This is a genomic window from Buchananella hordeovulneris (assembly GCF_001907235.1).
Classification (GTDB): domain Bacteria; phylum Actinomycetota; class Actinomycetes; order Actinomycetales; family Actinomycetaceae; genus Buchananella; species Buchananella hordeovulneris.
This window is the reverse complement of the sequence record NZ_MQVS01000003.1, coordinates 275,124-294,193: the sequence shown is the minus strand read 5'-3', so window position 1 is coordinate 294,193 and position 19,070 is coordinate 275,124. Positions and strand designations below refer to the sequence as shown.

At 65.9% G+C, this 19,070-nt stretch carries 13 protein-coding genes and 1 other RNA gene; 9 read left to right on the top strand and 5 right to left on the bottom strand.

The annotated features are described in order from the left end of the window. The first annotated feature begins 16 nt into the window (after positions 1-16). A complete protein-coding gene (locus tag BSZ40_RS04670) occupies positions 17-1,009 on the top strand; it encodes an endonuclease/exonuclease/phosphatase family protein (RefSeq protein ID WP_143180881.1) in 993 nt (330 codons plus the stop codon). Position 1,010: 1 nt separating this feature from the next. On the opposite strand, the gene rnpB is transcribed toward BSZ40_RS04670, so the two are convergent. Next, positions 1,011-1,356: RNase P RNA component class A (rnpB, locus tag BSZ40_RS04665), an RNA gene on the bottom strand. A gap of 142 nt (positions 1,357-1,498) precedes the next feature. Between rnpB and BSZ40_RS04660 the strand changes: the two genes are divergently transcribed. Beyond that, positions 1,499-2,242, top strand: coding sequence for a YaaA family protein (locus BSZ40_RS04660; RefSeq protein WP_143180880.1), 744 nt, complete (start codon positions 1,499-1,501; stop codon positions 2,240-2,242). A 109-nt stretch (positions 2,243-2,351) separates the two neighbouring features. On the opposite strand, the gene BSZ40_RS04655 is transcribed toward BSZ40_RS04660, so the two are convergent. From BSZ40_RS04655 to BSZ40_RS04645, 3 genes are read right to left on the bottom strand one after another with little or no spacing between them, the layout of a single operon-like run. Then, positions 2,352-3,560 (bottom strand): bifunctional RNase H/acid phosphatase, encoded by a 1,209-nt coding sequence (locus BSZ40_RS04655; protein ID WP_073823746.1) that lies wholly within the window; start codon positions 3,558-3,560, stop codon positions 2,352-2,354. Beyond that, complete coding sequence (locus BSZ40_RS04650) at positions 3,557-4,294, bottom strand: zinc ribbon domain-containing protein (protein ID WP_073823744.1); 738 nt, start codon at positions 4,292-4,294, stop codon at positions 3,557-3,559. The genes BSZ40_RS04655 and BSZ40_RS04650 overlap by 4 nt, the downstream gene beginning before the upstream one ends. Before the next feature lie 8 nt (positions 4,295-4,302). After that, positions 4,303-5,109 carry a Nif3-like dinuclear metal center hexameric protein gene (locus BSZ40_RS04645; RefSeq protein WP_073823743.1) on the bottom strand — a complete coding sequence of 269 codons (807 nt, stop codon included), beginning with the start codon at positions 5,107-5,109 and terminating at the stop codon, positions 4,303-4,305. Between the two features lie 241 nt (positions 5,110-5,350). Between BSZ40_RS04645 and BSZ40_RS04640 the strand changes: the two genes are divergently transcribed. The 4 genes from BSZ40_RS04640 to BSZ40_RS12055 all read left to right on the top strand — a co-directional run bounded on the left by BSZ40_RS04640 (position 5,351) and on the right by BSZ40_RS12055 (position 12,769). After that, the gene (locus BSZ40_RS04640) at positions 5,351-6,679 is read left to right on the top strand and encodes an ABC transporter substrate-binding protein (protein ID WP_073823741.1); all 1,329 of its coding nucleotides are present in this window, start codon (positions 5,351-5,353) and stop codon (positions 6,677-6,679) included. 51 nt (positions 6,680-6,730) lie between these two features. Continuing rightward, on the top strand, positions 6,731-7,663 hold the full coding sequence (locus BSZ40_RS04635; RefSeq protein WP_073823740.1) for a carbohydrate ABC transporter permease: 933 nt from the start codon (positions 6,731-6,733) through the stop codon (positions 7,661-7,663). After that, positions 7,660-8,562, top strand: a complete 903-nt coding sequence (locus BSZ40_RS04630; protein WP_073823738.1) for a carbohydrate ABC transporter permease — start codon at positions 7,660-7,662, stop codon at positions 8,560-8,562. The genes BSZ40_RS04635 and BSZ40_RS04630 overlap by 4 nt, the downstream gene beginning before the upstream one ends. Positions 8,563-8,629: 67 nt before the next feature. Further along, positions 8,630-12,769: an endo-beta-N-acetylglucosaminidase gene (locus tag BSZ40_RS12055; RefSeq protein WP_073823737.1), complete on the top strand. Its 4,140-nt coding sequence runs from the start codon at positions 8,630-8,632 to the stop codon at positions 12,767-12,769. 62 nt (positions 12,770-12,831) lie between these two features. Here BSZ40_RS12055 and BSZ40_RS04620 read toward each other — a convergent pair whose 3' ends face one another. Then, positions 12,832-13,842 carry a LacI family DNA-binding transcriptional regulator gene (locus tag BSZ40_RS04620; RefSeq protein WP_073823735.1) on the bottom strand — a complete coding sequence of 337 codons (1,011 nt, stop codon included), beginning with the start codon at positions 13,840-13,842 and terminating at the stop codon, positions 12,832-12,834. A 147-nt stretch (positions 13,843-13,989) separates the two neighbouring features. On the opposite strand from BSZ40_RS04620, the gene BSZ40_RS04615 reads away from it, so the two are divergent. From BSZ40_RS04615 to BSZ40_RS04605, 3 genes are read left to right on the top strand one after another with little or no spacing between them, the layout of a single operon-like run. Further along, positions 13,990-17,040, top strand: coding sequence for an alpha-mannosidase (locus BSZ40_RS04615; RefSeq protein WP_073823734.1), 3,051 nt, complete (start codon positions 13,990-13,992; stop codon positions 17,038-17,040). Then, positions 17,040-18,254, top strand: a complete 1,215-nt coding sequence (locus BSZ40_RS04610; protein ID WP_073823732.1) for a glycoside hydrolase 5 family protein — start codon at positions 17,040-17,042, stop codon at positions 18,252-18,254. Before BSZ40_RS04615 ends, BSZ40_RS04610 begins: the two co-directional genes overlap by 1 nt. Before the next feature lie 52 nt (positions 18,255-18,306). Next, complete coding sequence (locus BSZ40_RS04605; RefSeq protein WP_073823730.1) at positions 18,307-19,059, top strand: siderophore-interacting protein; 753 nt, start codon at positions 18,307-18,309, stop codon at positions 19,057-19,059. The last annotated feature ends 11 nt before the right edge of the window (positions 19,060-19,070 follow it).

Below are 19,070 nucleotides of genomic sequence, written 5' to 3'. Positions count from 1 at the left end.
ATTGCTGCGCCGAGCCATGCGGCCGGGGCTGCTGGCCGTGCTGGGCCTGCTGACTGCGGCGCTGCTCGGGGTGGGCTGCTGCCCACAGTGGGCGCCCCTGGCCTGGCTCACCACCCGTTTCGCCGTCGCCCACGCCCTCGCCTTCGGGCAGGTCTCAGCGCTGGCCCTGGGGGGTCTGGCCGTGCTGTGGGGCCTGCTCTGGTGGCTACTGGGCCGCGGGAGTGCCACTGGGTCCCGGCGCTCCCGCTGGGGAGCGGCCGGGCCCCTGGTGGTGGCCTGCGCCAGCCTGTTGCTGTTCGCGGCTTGGCTGGGGCCTCGGGCCGCTGCCCTGCCCCCGGTCGGCGAGGGCGGCCAGCTCCGCGTCGCAACCTGGAACGCCTACAACTCCTTCGGTCCCGCCGCGGCCCGGGCGCTCCTGCTGCAAGGGCAGGCCGACGTTGTCGTCCTGCCCGAGCAGGACGGCGACCCCCAGCTACTTAGTGACCTGGTCGACGTCGGTCTGCCCTCCACCGATTTCGCCGTGTTCACCTCCCCACCCACCGGCACCACCATCTCCCCCACCACGATCATCGTGCGCCGCCCCTCTTACGTGCCGGTGCCGGTGGCACAGACAACCTTCGGCACGGTACACCTGCGCGCCACCGACCCGGCGCTGCCCGACATCATCGGCCTACACACTGCTCCGCCGCTGCCTGGGCTCATGGGGCGGTGGCGCACGGATCTCGCGCTGGTGCAGCAGCTGGCCCGCGCGGAGCGGCCGACGGTGCTGGCGGGCGATTTCAACGCCTCCCTCCTGCACGGCCCGCTGCGGGCCCTGCCGCACACCTCCGCGCTGTCGGCTTTGCCCGCCTGGCAGCGGGGCACCTGGCCCACCAGCTCTCCTCGCTGGCTGCGCACCGGCATCGACCACGTCTTTGTGCCGCCCGGCTGGGCGGTCAGCGCGGCGCAGGTCATTGACATCCCGGGCTCGGACCACGCCGCGCTCATAACGACACTGAGCCGCCGGTAGGGAGACGAGTCGGCCTATACGCCGGGTTCTGTTACCGCAATGCGGCGGCGACCATCCATCTACCCCGGCCGTTGCCGACCGGATCTAGCAACCTACCCGCAGGCTCCGGCGGGACACCGTCAAGCACCTGCTGTTTGGTCTTGCTCCGGGTGGGGTTTACCTAGCCGACGCGGTCACCCGCGCCGCTGGTGAGCTCTTACCTCACCTTTTCACCCTTACCACGTGGGCGGTTTGTTTTCTGTGGCACTTTCCCGCGGGTCACCCCGGGTGGCCGTTAGCCATCACCCTTCCCTGTGGAGCCCGGACGTTCCTCGTCACTTTCGTGCCGCGGCCGCCCGGCCGACTCGTCTCGTCCGCCAGTGTAGTGGACGGCTCTGGTCTGCCGTCGGGGCGGGTCGACTTCTCGGGCTGGTCGGTGCCGCCCGCGCACTTGTCGGCACTCGCGCGGCAGGGCACTGGAAACGGAGACGCCACCACTACCCTGGCAGGGTGCTTGTACTTCTGCCGCCTTCGCGCTCCATGCTGACGCCCGCCACCGGGGACCCGTACTCCCCTGCCTGCCTGTCCTTCCCGGAATTGGGGGCGGTGCGCGCCGAGGTGGCGGCCCGTCTGGTGGCCGCCTGCGCCGCGCCCGACGCCGCCGCCAGCCTGGGTTTCGGCCCCCGCCTGGCGGGTGAGGTGGCGGCCAATGCGACGCTCGCCACCCGCCCGGCCTTGCCCGCCGCCCAGGCGTACACGGGCGTGCTGTATGCGGCGGCCGGCTGGCCCACCGCCCCGCAGCACGTCGGCGGCCCGGAGGTGGTTATCGCCTCGGCGCTGTACGGCTTTGTGCGCCCCAGCGACATCATCGCCCCCTACCGGTTGACTATGCACACGCCCCTGCCAGGCACGCCCCTGGCTGCCACCTGGCGCCCGGCCGCCAGTGCCGCGCTAGCCGAGCTGGGCCGGGCGCACACCCTCGTGTTGGACTGCCGCTCGAGCGAATACGCGGCGGCCGCCCCGGCCAAGGTGCTGGCAGGCCGGGTGCTCGCGGTGCGGGCCGTGACCAGGCGAGCAGGCAAAGAGGTGGCGGTCTCCCACGACGCCAAACGCTACCGTGGCCTGCTGCTGGGGGCGTTGTGCGCCCGGGATGTTACCGGTTGGCAGGCTGCAGACGTCGCCGAGCTGGCGGGCCAGCTGCCCGCCGTCCAGGACGTGCGCCTGGACGCGCGTGGCCTGACCCTGGTGGTTTAGGCCCGCGCCAGCCAGCAGTGGGGGCCGTCGAAGACCAGCCAACCGCCCACCAGGACGGTGGCCGCCCCGATCAGCAGCACCCGCCAGGTAGCCATGTCATCTCCAATCGCTAGTGGGGTGGGATGCCTATTGCACTGACCAGGTTGCGGCCGTCAGCGAAGTGCTCGATCACGCTCACCGAGGCGGGGAAGGTCCGAATGGTGGTCCAATGGCGCGGTTCCATGCGCAGCACCGTGCCGAGGGCGGCGCGCAGGACCACGTTGTGGGTGGCGATGATGACGGTGCGGCCCGCGTACTCCTCCACTATCCGCCGCAGGGCGGGGCGGATCCGCCGCTGCACGTCCTGCAGGCTTTCCCCACCTCCGGGTGGGGCGACGGTGGCCTCATTCGCCCAACGCTGCAGCTCCCCTGGCCAGCGCTGCTCGATCTCCGCCGCCGTCAACCCCTGCCAGTGCCCTAGGTGCGCCTCGGCGAACGCCTCCGCGTTTTCCACGCCCGTCTCGAGGGCGGCGGCGATCACCCGCGCGGTGGACTGGGTGCGGATCATGGGCGAGGCCAGGACGACGTCGGCCCGCGGGCTGTCGAGCCACAGGTCGTGGCCGATGCGGGCCACGAACCGCGCCGTCTGCTCCGCCTGCCGGTAGCCCTCCGGACTGAGGTCCGGTCCGGGCTCGCTACCGCCGGAGAACTCGCCCGCCAGTGTCATCGGGGTCACGCCGTGGCGGACGAGCACCAGGGTGGTGCGGGTGCCTGCCCCGACCCAAATGGAGGCCTCCCGGGGGCGGGCCACCGGGACCGAATTGTTAGCCGAGACCCGGACGGCCGGATCGTTGTTGGCCGCGGGTGCCGGGTCCGGGCTCGCCGCGGGCGTCTCGGTGGGGGCCTGGCGCCACTCGTCGGTGGCGCTCTCCCCCTGGCTGTCCATCGCCTCGTTGGCGAGCGCGTCGGCCGCCTGGTTGTCGGCGCGGGCAACCCACTCGTAGTGCACTTGTTCCGGCGGCAGAACGGCGCGGGCCCGGCGGGCCAACGCTTGCATGTCAGGGTGCTTGATCTTCCAGGCGCCGCTCATTTGCTGCACCACCAGCTTGGAGTCAGCCCGCACGGTAACGGTGGCGGTCGGGTCGATGGCGTGGGCGGCCTGCAGGCCCGCGATCAGGCCCTCGTATTCGGCAACATTGTTGGTGGCCTCGCCCAGGAACCGGGCCCGGGTGGCCAGCACCTGTCCGGTTTCGGCGTCGTAGACGACGGCGCCGTATCCGGCCGGGCCGGGGTTGCCGCGCGCCCCGCCATCAGTGTGGACCAGGAGGCGGCGGCTCACTGCTCGCCCATCCGCACCACCAGATAGCCGTCATCCTCCGAGAAAATCAGCTCATCCGGGGCGGCGGCCCGGATGCGGTCCAGCTCCGCGGGGGTGAACTCCACGGGAGCGCCCTCCACCCGCCGTCCATACAGGGCGGCTACCGCCACCCCGCCGTTGGCGCGTCGCACCCGGTCGTACTCGGCCACCAGGTCGGCTGGCAGGGCGGCAGCGAACTCGTTGCGGGCCGCCAGGCGAGCGCGACCTTCGGCCTTTATCTGATTGGCGGCCGCGTCGCGCTGCGCCGCCACCGCCTTGATTTGGGCCCGCAACTCGTTACCTACCTCTGCGGCGGCGTCCAGCGCCTGGTGCGCAGCTTCCTGCCGCTCCAACACCTCCAACTGCTTGGCTTCCAAGGTCGTCAGGCGAGCCCGCACCGCGGTGAGCTCGCGTTCGAGGGCGGCCACCTCCTTGGCGGGAATGCCACTTTGCGCCATGCGCGCCGTGTGCCGTTCGGCACGAGCCCGCACGGCGTCGATCTCGTCCTCTATGCGGGTCAACTCCCGGGTGACATCACCGTGGTGGGTACGCGCGGCCAATGTTCGCCGCTCGGCCTCTTGGTGCTGGCGCTCCAGCTCGGCTAATTCGGCCAACTCGGGCAGGGTGCGCAGCTGGTGGGAGAGTTTGGCCAGCGCGAGATCCTTGACCTGCAACTCAACGAGCTTGCGTTGGTCTTTCAACGGGGCGGTCGCCATGAGTGCTCCTAGTAGCTGGCCTGCCACGGATCAGTGGGCAGGGTAGAAATCGTCACTTCCAATTGTGGGCCAAACTCGGCCCGCAGCGCGCGGGCCAGCAGAGGCAGCCAAGGCCACTCGCTCGCCCAATGGGTGGTGTTTATCAGCCAGGGTTTGCCGCCCGCCAGGTGATCTTGGGCCGGGTGGTGCCGGAGGTCGGCGGTGATGAAGACGTCGGCCCCGGCGGCGCGGGCCGCCCCCAGCAGCGAGTCGCCGGAGCCGCCGGAAACCGCCACCTTGTCGACGGTATCGGTCAGGTCACCACCTACGAGTATCCCCGGCACGGTGGCGGGCAAGACCCGGGCGACGACGGCAGCAAGCTCATCCAAGGTTTGCGGCGTGGGCAGGTGTCCGACCCGGCCGATTCCGAGCGTCGGGTCGGCCGCCGCGGGCTGCAGGGGCACGGTAGCGCGCAGCTCGAGCAACTCAGCCAGGGCGACAGCCACGCCCTCAGGCGCGGAGTCGGCATTGGTGTGAGCGTTGTAGAGCGCACAGCCTGCGGAGATGAGGGCATGCACCATGCGGCCCTTCGGCGTGGTGCACGCCACCGTGTCGGTGCCGCGCAGGTAGAGCGGGTGGTGGGTGAGCAGCAGCTGGGCCCCGCCTGCCAGGGCCTCATCGACGACAGCCTGGGTGACGTCGACTGCCAGGTGGACGCGCTGCACCACGGCCGTGGGCTGCCCCACGATGAGGCCGATCGAGTCCCAGTCTTCGGCTAGGTGGGGCGGGTAGAGCTTCTCCAGATGGCTGGTCACGTCTGCGACTGTCAGGGTCATGTGGCCCACCCTACTTGGTGCGCCCACCCCACCCACCACCACTGCGCACCAATGGCCATACAGCCGATTTAACACGCAGCATTACGCAATGTTACCTTTTTGTGACCGGGTTTGCGCGCGCGAACCTGGACCGCTTAAGCATGGACGTGCCACACTTCACTAAAGCGATGCAGTTCGGAGCGTCTCGACGCGCTGAACTGCCGCTCCCCTGGCGCTGCCACATTCTTCAAAGGAGATGAACATGAGCAGGAGTCTTCGCCGCGCCCTAGCATTCGCGGGCGCTGCCACCCTGACCCTGACCCTGACCCTGACCGCTTGCGGCACAGAAAGTAAAACGGACACCAGCGGAAAGACGGACCCCGGTCAGACCTCCGCCGAAGGAACCGCGGGAAGCCTCAGTGGCGAGATCACGTTCCAAACCTGGTCTCTGAAGAACGAAAAGTTCTCGCCCTACTTCGAAAAGCTCATCGCCGACTTCGAAGCAGCCAACCCCGGCACCAAGATCAACTGGGTGGATCAGCCCGGTGACGGCTACGAGGAGAAAATCCTGCAGCAGGCCGGTTCCGGCCAGCTACCGGACGTCGTCAACCTGCCACCGGGTTTCGCCTACCTGTTGGCCGAACCGGAAATCGACATGCTGGTGGATCTCAAGCAGGCCGATCCGGCCGCCATCGAACACTACCTGCCGTCCGGAATCGCGGCCTACGAATTCGAGGGCCTTGAGGGCTCCTTCGGCTACCCCTGGTACCTAGCGACGGACCTCAACTGGTGGAACACCGAGGCCTTCAGCAAGGCGGGTTTGCCGACCGACAAGTTCCCCACTTCCCCCGAGGAGTTCTACGCGACCGCCCGCGAAATCGCCCAGAAGACCGATGGCAGTATGCCCCTGGTCTCGGCGATGCCTAACCTCGCCGACTTTGCCTCTGCCGGGGTAGAAATCATGAAGGACGGCAAGTTCGTCTTCAACGACGCCAAGGCAGCGGCCATTGTTGATGAGTACGCCAAGCTCTTCAAGGAAGGCGCTATCCCCGCCGAGGTACTCAACTCCGACTACCAGGGCAACGCCGCTCTCTTCAAGCAGAACAAGACGGCGTGGACCACTGCGACCCCCGGCTTCCCGACCCAGCTCAAGGACGACGCGCCCACCTTGCTGGACAAGATCAAGATGACGCCGCGTTTTGGTATTTCCCCGCTCTTTGTCCAGGGCATCAGCGTCTCCAAGAACTCCGCCAATCCCGAGCTGGCGTTGGCGTTCGCCCAGTTCGTCACCAACAACGACAACCAGGTGGAGTTTGTCAAGCTAGCCCAGGGATTCTTCCCCGGCACCGTGGAGGGAACCAACAACCCGGAATCGTTCACTTCGGCGATCACCGATCCGCTCCAGGCGGAGGCGCTGAAGCTCGCTGCTCCCTACATGGACAAGGCCATGATCCCCGAGCCTGTCCAGTGGAGCAACGACATGGCCATCCACATGTCCCAGCAGATCTCCCTGGCCATTAAGGGAGACATCACCGGGCAGCAGGCACTTGACGACGCCGTCAAATACGCCAACGACAACCTGACCAAGTAGCGATGTGGGCGGGGCCGCGGCCCCGCCCACATCCCCGAAGAAAGCATTTCCGTGAATTCAAACCACCGCTTCACGCCCTGGATTCTGGTCGCGCCCGCGGTGACCTGGGTACTCGTCTTTGCCATCTGGCCCTTTCTGCGCACGATCTACACGGCATTCACCAACGCTCGCCCCCTCCGCCCTGGCAGGTGGGTGGGCCTAGAAAACTTTCAAAAGCTATTTGATGACCCCTCCTTCACGTACGCCCTGACGACAGTAGCCATTTACGTCGTCGTCTGCGTGCCGCTGCTGACGATACTGCCGCTATTGGTGGCACTCCTGATGGAGAAAAACCTGCCTTTCATATCGGCATTTCGCACGACTGCCTACTTCCCCGTCGTCGCCTCCGTCGTCGTTGTCGGCATCATCTGGGGCTGGATGTTCGACTCGCGCGGAATCATCAACCAATCGCTGAGCGCCCTGGGACTCATAGACAAACCAGTTCCCTTCCTGGTGGAAAGATGGTGGATCATCGCCGTGGCCATTTCTCTTACCGTGTGGAAGGGTCTTGGTTACTACATGGTCGTGTATCTCGCGGCATTGGGCAACGTCTCTCCTGAGCTGCACGAGGCAGCGGCTATCGACGGGGCCGGCACCCTCCGGCGCTTCTTCCACGTCACCTTGCCGGGCGTCCGCAACGCGATGTTTCTCGTAGCCGCTCTTATCGCCACCTCGGCCATGCGTATCTTTACCGAGCTTTACGTGCTCACCAACGGCAAGGGCGGGCCCGGCGGTCAGGCGCAATCACTCGTGATGATGGTGCAGAACGTCGGAAAGGGCATAAATGGAAAACTGGGATACGCCTCCGCTATATCCGTGGTGCTATTCCTCTTGACGTTTATCCCTCTTCTCCTCGTGGCCTACGTCAACCAGGCCGACCAGATAGCAGCCCGCCGAGCAAGTAAGCGCGCCAAACGTGAGCGCAAACAGGAAGGTGCCCGATGACGCACACGCCCTCTGCCCCCTATTCGCTGCGGCGAGAGCGACTCTACCGCACGCGGGGTTCCTCAGATTTCAAAAAACCGACCCTGGCCGGTGTCATCTTTCGCTACTTCCTGCTGGCACTCCTGTTTATAATCGCGGTGGCGCCGTTTATATGGCAGCTGTCCACCGCCTTTAAGGGGCCCACCGAGGACATCTACACCTTTCCCCCAAACCTCATCCCGGCTGAACCCACCTTGGAAAATTTTTCCAAGGTCACACAGATAGTTCCGGTTTTCCGGTATGCCCTCCACTCCTTCCTGATAGCCTGCGCCACTGTTTTCACCCAGGTACTATTCTCGCTTTTGGCAGGCTACGCATTAGGCTGCCTAAAGTTCCGCGGCAAGGCGATAGCCGTTGCAATCCTGTTTTCCGTCTTACTGCTACCCGGTGAAGTCACCCTCACCAGCCAGTACCAAACCATCAAATCGCTCGGTTTGGAAAACACCCTGGTCGGCGTGTTTTTACCCGGCGCGATCGGCGCAATTAACGTCCTGTTGATGGCTACCGCCTGCCGTGGCGTACCCGCCGAAGTGCTAGATGCCGCCACCGTAGACGGCGCCAACACCTGGCAGCGCATCACCAAGATTGTTTGGCCCAACGTGCGCGGCATGGCCAGTGTCGTCGCGGTGTTCTCATTCATCGGAGCCTGGGACGACTTCCTCTGGCCCTTGGTGGTGTTAAACGACACCGACAAGTACACCCTCACCGTCGGCATGCAGTACCTGAACTCTACCTTCAGTTCCAATCCCCGCCTGATAGCTGCAGGCACCATCATTGCCCTCATTCCCATCATCGTTTTCTTCGCCTCCATGCAGAAGTTCTTCTTCAAGGGTGTCGAAGTTGGTGGGGTGAAGGGCTAATTGCGCCGCTGCCTCACAGGTTGCTAGCAGTACCCGAAGAGTAAAATCCCTGCGCAAAGGAGCACACATGCATCCCGCCCGACGTCGCGTTGTCGCTACGGCCGGAGCAGTCGCGTTGATCGCTACCCTCGCGACTGTTCCCGCCTTCGGCGCCGACTCGCATCCCCCCAGCGGAGACTCCGCGATCTCCCGGGCCCAGCCCCACGTGGCCGGGTATCGCCTCCAAGATATTCGCAACTGGAGCCCACAATCCGATCCACATGCACGCTATCTGCGCTCGCATGTCCCCCTACAGACCCGCAACGCGCCCTTTGCCGCCACCCAGGCCAACCCCGAGCTAGATGGCAAGGCCGAGGTCATGCTAATGCAAGGGGACTACGGCAACTCATTCTTTGAGTCGACTACCGCAAACAATACCTTTTCCGACTACGCCTTGACCTTCTGGCAGTACGCCGACTACTGGTCACCTTGGCACGGTTCGGCTAGCGTTGGGGTGCCCAAAAAGATCTACGATCCCCACAACTCAGATTGGCGCAATCGCGGTTTCGAATTCGGAATTCTCACTATTCCCAATCCCGCCTACACTGACGCTGCCCACCGCAACGGGGTTAAAACGGTGGCGATCATCTACTTTGATCCGTACTTCCGGCCCGGCTTGACTTTCCACGAGTCCTTCGATAAGGATCCCAACTCCGAGGGATACATCATCGCAAATAAGCTCGTGGAGATGGCCAAGTACTACGGTTTCGACGGCTACTTCCTGAACCAGGAAGAGTCGGGTGACGACTCCGAGTTCAAACCGTTCATGGCCTACCTCACCAAGCAGGGCCTATACACGCAGTGGTACGACACCAACTCCAACTTTGACAGCGATAAGGCACAGTGGCTAAAAGACGACAAGCACGGCCAAATACACAATTCTGTGTTCGTGAACTACGACTGGCCGTACTATGCCGACCAGATCTCTAGTTTCGCCGCCGCCAACGGCTACGATCCCTACCGAGAGGTATTTGTCGGGGTGGAGGCAGCCCAAAACAGGTTCGACGGCGGCCATTCGTCGGGTTCCAAGCTGCCCGCCATCTACGCACCCGGCACCAAGAATCCCCGCACCTCGGTGGCGCTATTTACGCCTTCCGACTACTACCAACGTGACCTTGATAGCGATCTGGCAAAGTTTGGCGTACCAGCCTCCACCGGCATGCCCTACATGCAACAGTCCGAGTACCAGTGGATGATCCACGAACGCGAACGCATGTATTTCTCTGGTGTCAACGCTGATCCGCAACGCACCGGAGCTACCCAGGATGCGGCGCGCCCCGACGTGGCAGTGCGGCGCGCCAACGGCTGGGTCGGGGTAGCAGACTTCACGCCTGCCCGCTCAGTTATTAGGGGAGACGTTTTCTACTCTTCATTCAACACGGGCAAAGGCATGCGCTGGTACGACCAGGGGCAGGTGACGCGCGAGGAAGAGTGGACCGACATCGCCAGCCAGTCGCTGCTGCCGTCGTGGCAGTGGTGGATTGACACCACCGGTGCGCGTCCGAATGTTGACTTCGATTACGGCCCCGAGCCGCGCAAGAACGTCCAGGGAGAGGCGATCACCCCGCCCTTTACGCCGCAGGGGGCGTTCACCGGGGGAAGTTCGCTGGTGATTCACGGCGGCATATCGGCCCCTGCGACGCTGCGGCTATTCAAGACGGATTTGGCGGTAGCCGCAGACGCGCGCGCAGAGGTCACTTGGAAAAAGGCCACCAGTGATGACGCCAACTTGGCACTGGCGCTGATCTTTGCCGACGCGCCGCAGGAAGTGGTCAACCTGCCGCTGGGAGAAGGCAGCACGCAGTGGGCAACCTCCACCGTGGATCTGTCCGCCTACGCGGGTCGGCAGCTCGTCACCATGGGTTTGACCATCGATGGGCAAGCGGAGGCCACCCAGTTCAACGTCGGCCAGCTGCGACTCACGCACGGACAGGCCGCGGCTCCGCCGACCCCGACCGGCTTGCGGCTGGACACCTGGTACGCCACGGGTGAGGCGGAAGTCAGTTGGGACAAGGGGGACTTCGGTCAGGTTGACTCCTACCTGCTACAGGCGGTCGACGCCGAGGGAACCACGAAGTTCTTGGCTGCCGGCTTCACTGACGCCCGCCACATCAAGAATGTGGGAATGGCGGGCGACTTCACGTTGCGGCTGTATGCGGTGGGCAAGGACGGCCAGCTCTCCGCCCCTGCCGAGTTGTCGGTGGCCACCAGCTCTCTGCCATCTGCCCTCACCCTGGACGAAGCAGCCGACGCCAATGGCTACTTCACGCAGGCCGCCCGGCCCGGTGAGGTGACGGTGCATTGGCAGGCCCCGGCTGCGGGGGCCCCCGCCGAGGGCTACGTGGTGCGGGTAGAGACTCTGTATGAGGAGGAGACCTCCCCATTTGGTGGGTACGGCGAGGTGCAGGTGGGACCGGAGGCCACCAGCGCGACCCTGCCTGCGCCACGGGAGGGTCTGCCCTTTAACGTCACGGTGCAGCCGCGTGGGGGGCAAACCGTGGTGGCAGGCACTGCGCTACGCGGCCGCTATCACGACGCGTGGGCCCACCCGTTGGAAAGCCGGGACTACGTCGACTTGGGGCAGGGGGCCTACAAGCTGGCAAACCCCACCGCCACCGACTGGCAGAAACTGACCGCTACCGGGCAGGAGTCTTGGGTCGCCACCCGCGGAAAGGCCAACCGGGCTTCGTGGGGGGTGACGGACGAGAACGGCAGGCTGACGCGCCGTCGGGCGCTGACCGACGACCAGGCGGCCACATTCGCGATCACGGACTATGCGGGCAATACCTCGCAGCCAGTGACGTTGCGCCGTCAGGGCGACCAGGTGGTGCTCACCGACGAGGCCGCCCCGGTGGTCGGCCTCAGCCCGTGGACGGCGCAGCAGGTGGCCGTCGGGCAAGAGCTGACATCCATCTCGGTGCGGGCGGCCGATAACGTCTCGGTGGCCGAGATCAGCGTGACCGGACTGCCTGCCGGGGTGCAGTGGGACCCCGAGCAGCGCACCATCAGTGGCACGCCGACGGCCAGCGGCACCTTCGAGGTGCAGGTTGTTGCGCGGGACGGTGCAGGTAACGAAGGCAGTCAGCGGGTGACCATTGAGGTCGCGCCGGGTGCCGAACCCACTCCCGACCCGACGGCCACTCCCGACCCGACGGCCACTCCCGACCCGACGGCCACTCCCGACCCGACGGCCACCCCGGAGCCGACGGCCACCCCGGAGCCGACGGCCACCCCGGAGCCGACGGCCACGCCGGAGCCGACGGCCACGCCGCGCCCCCCGGCTGCACCGGGTGTGAGGCGTATTGGTGGGGCTGACCGCGTCTCCCACTCCCTCGCGGTCTACGCGGCAGGAGAATTTGACTCAACTGTGGTGCTGGCGTCGGCGGCCTCCGACATCGACTCCGCCACTGCGCTCCCACTGGCTGCCGCGCTCCGCGCGCCCGTACTGTGGACAGCAGCCGAACAGCTGGAGGACCAAGTCTTGGCGGCGCTGCGCGAGCGGGGTGCCAAGCACGTGGTGGTTGTCGGCGGGCCACACTGGGTGAGCGATGCCAAAATCGCCCAACTACAGGCACAGGGCTTGACGGTAGAGCGACTGGCTGGCCCCAACCGCTTCGCCACCGCGGTGGCGGTCGCCGAGCGGACGCTCGCTGCCGATCCCGCCACCCGGGTCTTCGCCATAGACGGTGTGCTGCCAGCCGACTCTGTGGCCACGGGAAGTGTGGCCCGGCAAGCCGACGCTGTCGTCGTGCTCACCGGCGGCAGCAAGCTGCCCACCGCAACCGCTGAGTTCCTGGCCGCACACCCACAACTGCAACGAGTGGCGGTGGGCTCCCGGGCGGCCGCTGCCCTGGCCGGGCAGGGAGAGGTAACCAAGGTAGTGGGCGCCAACCGCTACCAAACCTCCGCCCTCTTGGCGCAGCAGTACGCTCCGCAGGCACGCTACGTGGCATTGGCCGATGGCGGCAGCTACGAATTCGCCGTGGCGGGGGCAGCGCTGGCCGCTGCCCACGACGGGGTGCTGCTGCTTACCCCCGGCAGCCACTTGGGGCGGGAAGCTCGCGCGACACTGACAGCCCTGCGGCCGACCACGGTTACCCTGCTCGGGGATCCGGACCGGCTCGGTCCGCTGGTGCATCTCTCGGTGCGCCTGCTGCTGCGCAAGTAGCTGAACGGTAGTGAGGGCCGGGAGCGAACTTAATCCGCTCCCGGCCCTTCACCGTCTCCGGGCTAAAGCCGCTGGGTGGCCCCCCGGGCGATCAGCTGGGGAATCTCCAAGTCCTCGTGCTTGCCGGGGGCGCCTTCGAGCATCTCCGCCATCAGTTGGGCTGCCGCCTGCCCTAACTGTGCTGGGTCCCGGCTGATGGCGCTGAGGGCTGGGGAGACCACTCGGCAGACAGGCGAGTCTTCCCAGGAAAGGAAGCCGACGTCTTGGGGGGCTGACTTGCCCGCCGCCTCCGCGGCTTCCACCCCGCCCAGGGCGAGAATGTCGTTGTCGTAGACGATCCCGATCGGGCTAGGCAGCTCGGCCAGCAGCTGGGCCGTCAGGTCCCGCCCCGCCTGTTCGGTGTAGTCGCTCGGCAGCGAGCGCGCCTGCTTAATACCTGCTGCCTGAGCTGCTTCCTCGAACGCAACGGCCCGGCGGCGAGAGTGACGCAGGTCGGAGGGGCCGGCCACGTGCGCCAGGCTGGTGTAGCCAGCCGCCACCAGATGCTGCACGGCGTGCCGCATGATGGCAGCATCATCGATGGACACCGACGAGGTGTGGGGCCCTTCTACCTTGCCGCCGACCACCACGGTCGGCATCTCCAGCTGGTTAAGCACCTCCCACCGGGGGTCGTCGTCCCGGGGGTCGACCACGAAGACACCGTCCACTCGTCGGGAGCTCCACCACATTTCGTAGCCGTCGATCTCTTCTTCCACGGTGTCCACGATGCGCAAAATGAGCGACAGGCCGCGGCTGTTAAGTACCCGTTCGATACCGGTGATGAGTTGCAGAAAGAAGGTCTCGGCGCTGAGAGCTTCGCTGGGGCGGGCAATAGTCATGCCGAGGGTCCGGGAGGCAGATTCGGACAGGCCGCGGGCTAGCGCGTTGGGTCGCCACTTCAGCTCGGCGGCGACAGCCAGGATACGTTCGCGTGTCTCCTGCGACACGCCAGGGCGCCCATTGAGCGCGAAGGACACCGCACTCGGGGAGACTCCTGCAGCCCGGGCGATGTCACGAATGGTCGGACGGTTCATAGTTGTAATTATGGCGTAGCCACGGAGCGCAATGCGCCGTTGACGAGCAAGCTGAACCGCATTAGCATGTTGTTCACTATACCGGGACAGCAACGGCGCCGCCCCTCGCGGGTGCGCCCACGCGAACCGAGAAAGCCAAGGAGCCCAATGCACACGCAACGCGCGCTTATGGAGAAGCGGATCGACCGCACCCTGACCGAACGAATTCGGCGCGCCGAGACCACTCCCGTCATCCCGCTGAATATCGCCGCCTGGCAGATACCCGCAACCACGCAAACGCCTGGCCCCCCTCCCCCGGTTCCGTTCGCCACCGCCCGGTCTCAGAACTACTCCCCCTTACCGGTTGGCTCCGCCTGGGGACCCGCCTGGACCACCACTTGGTTGCATATTTATGCAGATATCCCCGCTGAGATGCGGGAGGATCACCTCGAGATCGTTATCGATTTGGGATGGTTCGACCACTCCCCTGGCTTCCAGTGCGAAGGACTGGTCTACGACAACGCAGGCATCGTGGTTAAGGCCATTAACCCGAAAAACCAGTGGATCGGAGTCCCACCCGGCACCGCGCGAGTCGAATTCTTCATCGAAGCCGCCGCTAATCCCCTACTGCTGGAAGTACCTCCTTTCCAGGAAACCCCTTTGGGAGATCCCACAACCTGCGGACCGGAGCCACTATTCCGTCTCGCACGGGCCGAGGTAGTCAAGGTGCACACGCAAGTGCGCGAATTGATAGCAGACCTGACCGCGCTTTATGGACTTTGCCGCACACTACCTGACGATTCTCCCCGCACCTGGGAATTACTGACGGCGATGACCGCCAGCCTCGACAGCTTGTCGCTCTCCGACATCCCAGGCAGCGCGCAGGCGGCGAGAGATTGCCTGCAGACAGTGCTGGCACAACCCGCCGATGCCGCCGCGCACCACCTGACAGCGGTGGCCCACGCCCACATCGATTCGGCGTGGCTGTGGCCCGTGCGGGAGACGCGCCGCAAGGTGGTCCGCACGCTAGCCAACGTTTTGCGTCTGCTAGACGACGGTTTCGCCTTCACCTTTGCGCTCCCGGCCGCGCAGCACCTAGCCTGGCTACAGCAAGACGCCCCAGAAGTCTTCGCGCGCGTGAAAGCCTGGGTAGAAAAGGGCAGGATCGTGCCGGTCGGTGGCATGTGGGTGGAACCGGACGCGGTGCTCCCCGGGTCGGAGTCGATCACCCGGCAGATCGTGCACGGCACCCGCTTCTTCGCCACCGAGCTGGGGGTGCGCACCCGCGAGTTCTGGCTCCCAGATTCCTTCGGCTACTCCGGTGCGCTCCCACAGCTGGCCCGCCTCGGCGGAGCCCACTACTTCCTCACCCAAAAGATCTCCTGGAACCAGGTCAATAAGTTCCCCCACCACTCGTTCTGGTGGGAAGGCATTGACGGCTCGCGCATCTTCACGCACTTTCCTTCCGCTGACACCTACGGTTCAGACCTGAGCGCCGCCCAGTTAGCCCACGCCGAGAGAAACTTCGCGGACAAGGGCGCCACCAACCGGTCTTTGATTCCCTTCGGCTACGGCGACGGCGGGGGCGGACCGATGCGAGAGATGCTTTGGCAGGGCCAACGGTGCGCCAACCTGGCCGGTTCCCCCCGCGTCCACTTCGGCACCCCTGCCGAGTTCTTCGCCGCCGCGGTGGCAGACCATCCCCAAGCCGAGACTTGGGTGGGGGAACTGTACCTGGAGCTACACCGAGGCACTTTAACCACCCAGGCCAACACGAAGGCCGGCAACCGCCGCTGCGAGGCGCTGCTGCGAACAGCCGAGGCGTGGTGCGCCACCGCCGCCGCGCGCGGACTGCTGGACTACCCGGCGAAGGAACTGACCGACTGTTGGCAGGCGGTCTTGCTCGGACAATTCCACGACATCCTGCCGGGCTCGTCTATTGCCTGGGTACACGACGAGATCGAGCAGACCCACCGGGAGGTGGCGGATCGTTTGCGCGACCTGATCGCAGCGGCAATGCGCGCCCTGGTCGGCGGCCACGGGGGCGAGGAGCAGAGTTTTAACGTCACCTCTTTCCCGCTGGCGGGCGTAACCCCCTTTAGTGCCGCCCCGGCCTTACCGGTCAGCGCGGCCGAGCTAGTGCCGCAAGGTGACGGCTACACCTTGCAAAACGAGGCGGTCAGCCTGCACGTCGCCGCTACGGGTTACGTCACTAGTTTCACCGACCGGGCCACCGGTTGGCAGGCGATCCCAGCGGGCGTGGCGGCCGGGGAACTCCACCTACACGACGACTTCCCCAACACTTGGGACGCCTGGGACATTGAGGCCCACGACCTGCGCCGGTACACCGTGCTGCCGCCCCAAGGCGTGGAGCAGGTCTCCGCGCCCGACCGGGCGGGAGTGCGCGTGTCGTACGCCACCGCAGCTTCCACCTTCACGGTCACGTACTGGCTGGCGAGCGCTGGCCCCCTGACGGTGGAGATTGAGGCCGACTGGCACGAACGGGAGAAGCTCCTGAAGTTCGCCTGGCCGCTCAACGTCCACACTACGACCGCCAAATTCGAGACCCATTACGGACACCTCACGCGCCCGATCCACACCAATACCTCGTGGGACGCGGCCCGGTTTGAGGTCAGCGCTCACCGTTGGGTGCTGGTGGACGACGGCGTAGTCGGCATGGCGATAGCCAACGACGCCACGCACGGCTACGAACTGGTGCGCCGCCCCCTGCAGACGGGGGCCACCTACGTCGAGCTGCGGCCTTCCTTGTTGCGATCCCCAGTTTTCCCCGACCCCGCCGCCGATGTCGGCCACCACACTTTCCGCTTCACGTTTACCCCCACCGCCGACGTGCTGACGGCGGTGGCGGCGGCCCAACAGTTGGCCCTGCCGCCGCTGCGGGCAGTCGGTCAGCCGGTAGCGCCACTTGTCGAGGTGAGCGGAACAGGGCTGGTGGTCGAGGCCCTGAAGCTGGCCGACGACGGCAGCGGAGACGTGATCGTGCGACTGTACGAGGCCCGCGGCACCTACGCCACGGGGCAGTTGCGGACGTCGTTCCCGCTGGCGGAAGCGATCGAGACCGATCTATTGGAGGAAACGCTGGGGCAGGGCGCCACCAGCCACCTGACTCCCACGGCCATCACCGCCGTAACCAACGGCGTGGCCCTGGCACTGCGCCCCTTCCAGGTTGTCACCCTGCGGCTAAAGAAGGACGAGTAATGCGTTTTGGAGTGAATTACACCCCGTCCGGCAGCTGGTTCCACTCGTGGCTGGATTTTTCGGCTGCGCAGGTGGCGCGGGACTTCGATGCGATCGCATCTTTGGGCCTAGACCACGTGCGTATTTTTCCTTTGTGGCCGGTGCTGCAGCCTAACCGGACGTATATCCGCCCAGCGGCAATTGCGGACGTGGTCACGGTGGTGGAGTTGGCGGCCCAGCGTGGACTTGAAGTGAGTGTTGATGTGCTCAACGGTCATCTGTCGTCCTACGACTTTGTCCCGGCCTGGTTGGTGTCGTGGCATGCCCGCAACATGTTCACGGACCCCGACGTGGTCGCCGCCTGCGGGCAGTTGGCCCGCGAGTTGGGAGCCGCACTGGCGGGCCACTCCAACGTGACGGGGTTGACGCTGGGCAATGAGTTCGTCCAGTTTGCCGCCCCCCGCCACCCGCTTGCCGCTGCGCTGACCCCTAGCCAAGCCGAGGCCTGGACGGCACAACTGCTGGCCGACTGCCAAGCAGCCCTGCCGAGGAGGCGGCACGTGCATAGCTTCGACGATGACCTCTGGTTTGTGGACTCCCACCCATTCACCCCGGCGCACGCTGTCGGTCTGGGTGCCGCCACAACGGTGCATTCGTGGATTTTCGCGCACGTCGGGCCGCATTTGGGGGGAGAACATCCGGCGCTCGGGTGGTTTGCACGCTACTTGGTGGAGCTGGCAATCGCGTGGTCCCCGGATCCGCAGCGCCCGGTTTGGCTCCAGGAGGTCGGCGCGCCCACCACGACCCTGCCGCCCAACGCGGTGGGCCCGTTCGTAGAGCAGACTTTCCGGTCAGTTACCCAGGTGCCGCAGGTCGAGGCGATCACGTGGTGGTGCTCGCACGACGTCTCGCGCCGCTTGGCGGACTTCCCGGAACTGGAATACACCCTCGGCTTGTTTGATGAGCAGGGGCGAGTCAAGCCCATCGGTCGGCAAGTGGCCCAGCTGGTTAAGGAACAGCGCGCTACTTCGGGCCGGGCCCCCGCCCCGCAACGGCGCCCGGCACTGGTTTTGGCGGCGGAGCGGGACGGTTCCAACCGTTCGGTGGCCCACCCGACAGGCGAATTTTTTGCGCACTGGGCGCAGCTCGCGGTGGCGGGAACGCCGCCGGCCATCGTCCTGGCTGACCAGGTGGCGGCCCCGCAACTCGCGGCCCGGGAGCTGTATCTGCTCTAGCTAGCCGCTGACACTTAGGCTACCCTAACCTGCACGGCGGGAAGGAGAGGCCATGACCAAGCGTGGCTTAGGCGGAGCCATATTGAAGTTGCTCGGCGCCAAGGATCAGGTGGGGCGCGTGGTCGCGGTGCACGACCTAACTGCTCACTACCGCCGGGTTGACCTCAAGTTCGACAGTTTCTTGGCGACCGCCGAACTCAGTCCGACCGCCTGGGTGCGGGCTTGGTTCCCCTCCCCGGACGGCGGCGATCAGGTTTACCAGCGTGCCTATACCGTGGCCGCCGTCGACCACCAGCAGGGCATACTCAGCCTGGAGTTTGTGCTGCACGAGCCAGCTGGCCCCGCCTCGACCTGGGCGCGGCGAGTGCAGGTGGGGCAGGAACTGGCCCTGACCCAGTTCGGTTCGTCCAAGTGGCAGCTGCCCTCGCCTACCCCGCAGGGCTACCTCCTAATCGGCGACGCGGCCGCTGTGCCTGCGCTCAACAGCTTGGTGCGCGCGCTACCCCCCACCATCCCGACGCGCCTCTTATTGGCGGCCTACCGCAGTGATGACCAAGCTATCCCCGTGGCCGCGCCTGCCGAAACTGTCACCTGGATCCGTCCCACCCGTCCGGTTTCCTTGGCTGCAGCGGTGGAAGAGGTTGACTGGACGGGCTGGCACGCCTGGGCGGCAGTGGAAGGTGCAGCCTTGCGTCCGTTGCGCTCCCGACTGAAGGAACTTGGCTTCACACGCGACCAGCTGCGGGCGCAGGCCTACTGGTTGAGCGGGCGCGCGATGGGCACCACGCACCGGCCGGGCCGGTAGCCCCAAACGCC

What these genes read in the sequence shown, in the direction of transcription:
- BSZ40_RS04670 (WP_143180881.1), top strand. Translation starts at nt 17, where the DNA reads ATGCGGCCGGGGCTGCTGGCCGTGCTGGGCCTGCTGACTGCGGCGCTG.
- BSZ40_RS04650 (WP_073823744.1), bottom strand. Translation starts at nt 4,294, where the DNA reads ATGGCGACCGCCCCGTTGAAAGACCAACGCAAGCTCGTTGAGTTGCAG.
- BSZ40_RS04645 (WP_073823743.1), bottom strand. Translation starts at nt 5,109, where the DNA reads ATGACCCTGACAGTCGCAGACGTGACCAGCCATCTGGAGAAGCTCTAC.
- BSZ40_RS04640 (WP_073823741.1), top strand. Translation starts at nt 5,351, where the DNA reads ATGAGCAGGAGTCTTCGCCGCGCCCTAGCATTCGCGGGCGCTGCCACC.
- BSZ40_RS04630 (WP_073823738.1), top strand. Translation starts at nt 7,660, where the DNA reads ATGACGCACACGCCCTCTGCCCCCTATTCGCTGCGGCGAGAGCGACTC.
- BSZ40_RS12055 (WP_073823737.1), top strand. Translation starts at nt 8,630, where the DNA reads ATGCATCCCGCCCGACGTCGCGTTGTCGCTACGGCCGGAGCAGTCGCG.
- BSZ40_RS04620 (WP_073823735.1), bottom strand. Translation starts at nt 13,842, where the DNA reads ATGAACCGTCCGACCATTCGTGACATCGCCCGGGCTGCAGGAGTCTCC.
- BSZ40_RS04615 (WP_073823734.1), top strand. Translation starts at nt 13,990, where the DNA reads ATGCACACGCAACGCGCGCTTATGGAGAAGCGGATCGACCGCACCCTG.
- BSZ40_RS04610 (WP_073823732.1), top strand. Translation starts at nt 17,040, where the DNA reads ATGCGTTTTGGAGTGAATTACACCCCGTCCGGCAGCTGGTTCCACTCG.
- BSZ40_RS04605 (WP_073823730.1), top strand. Translation starts at nt 18,307, where the DNA reads ATGACCAAGCGTGGCTTAGGCGGAGCCATATTGAAGTTGCTCGGCGCC.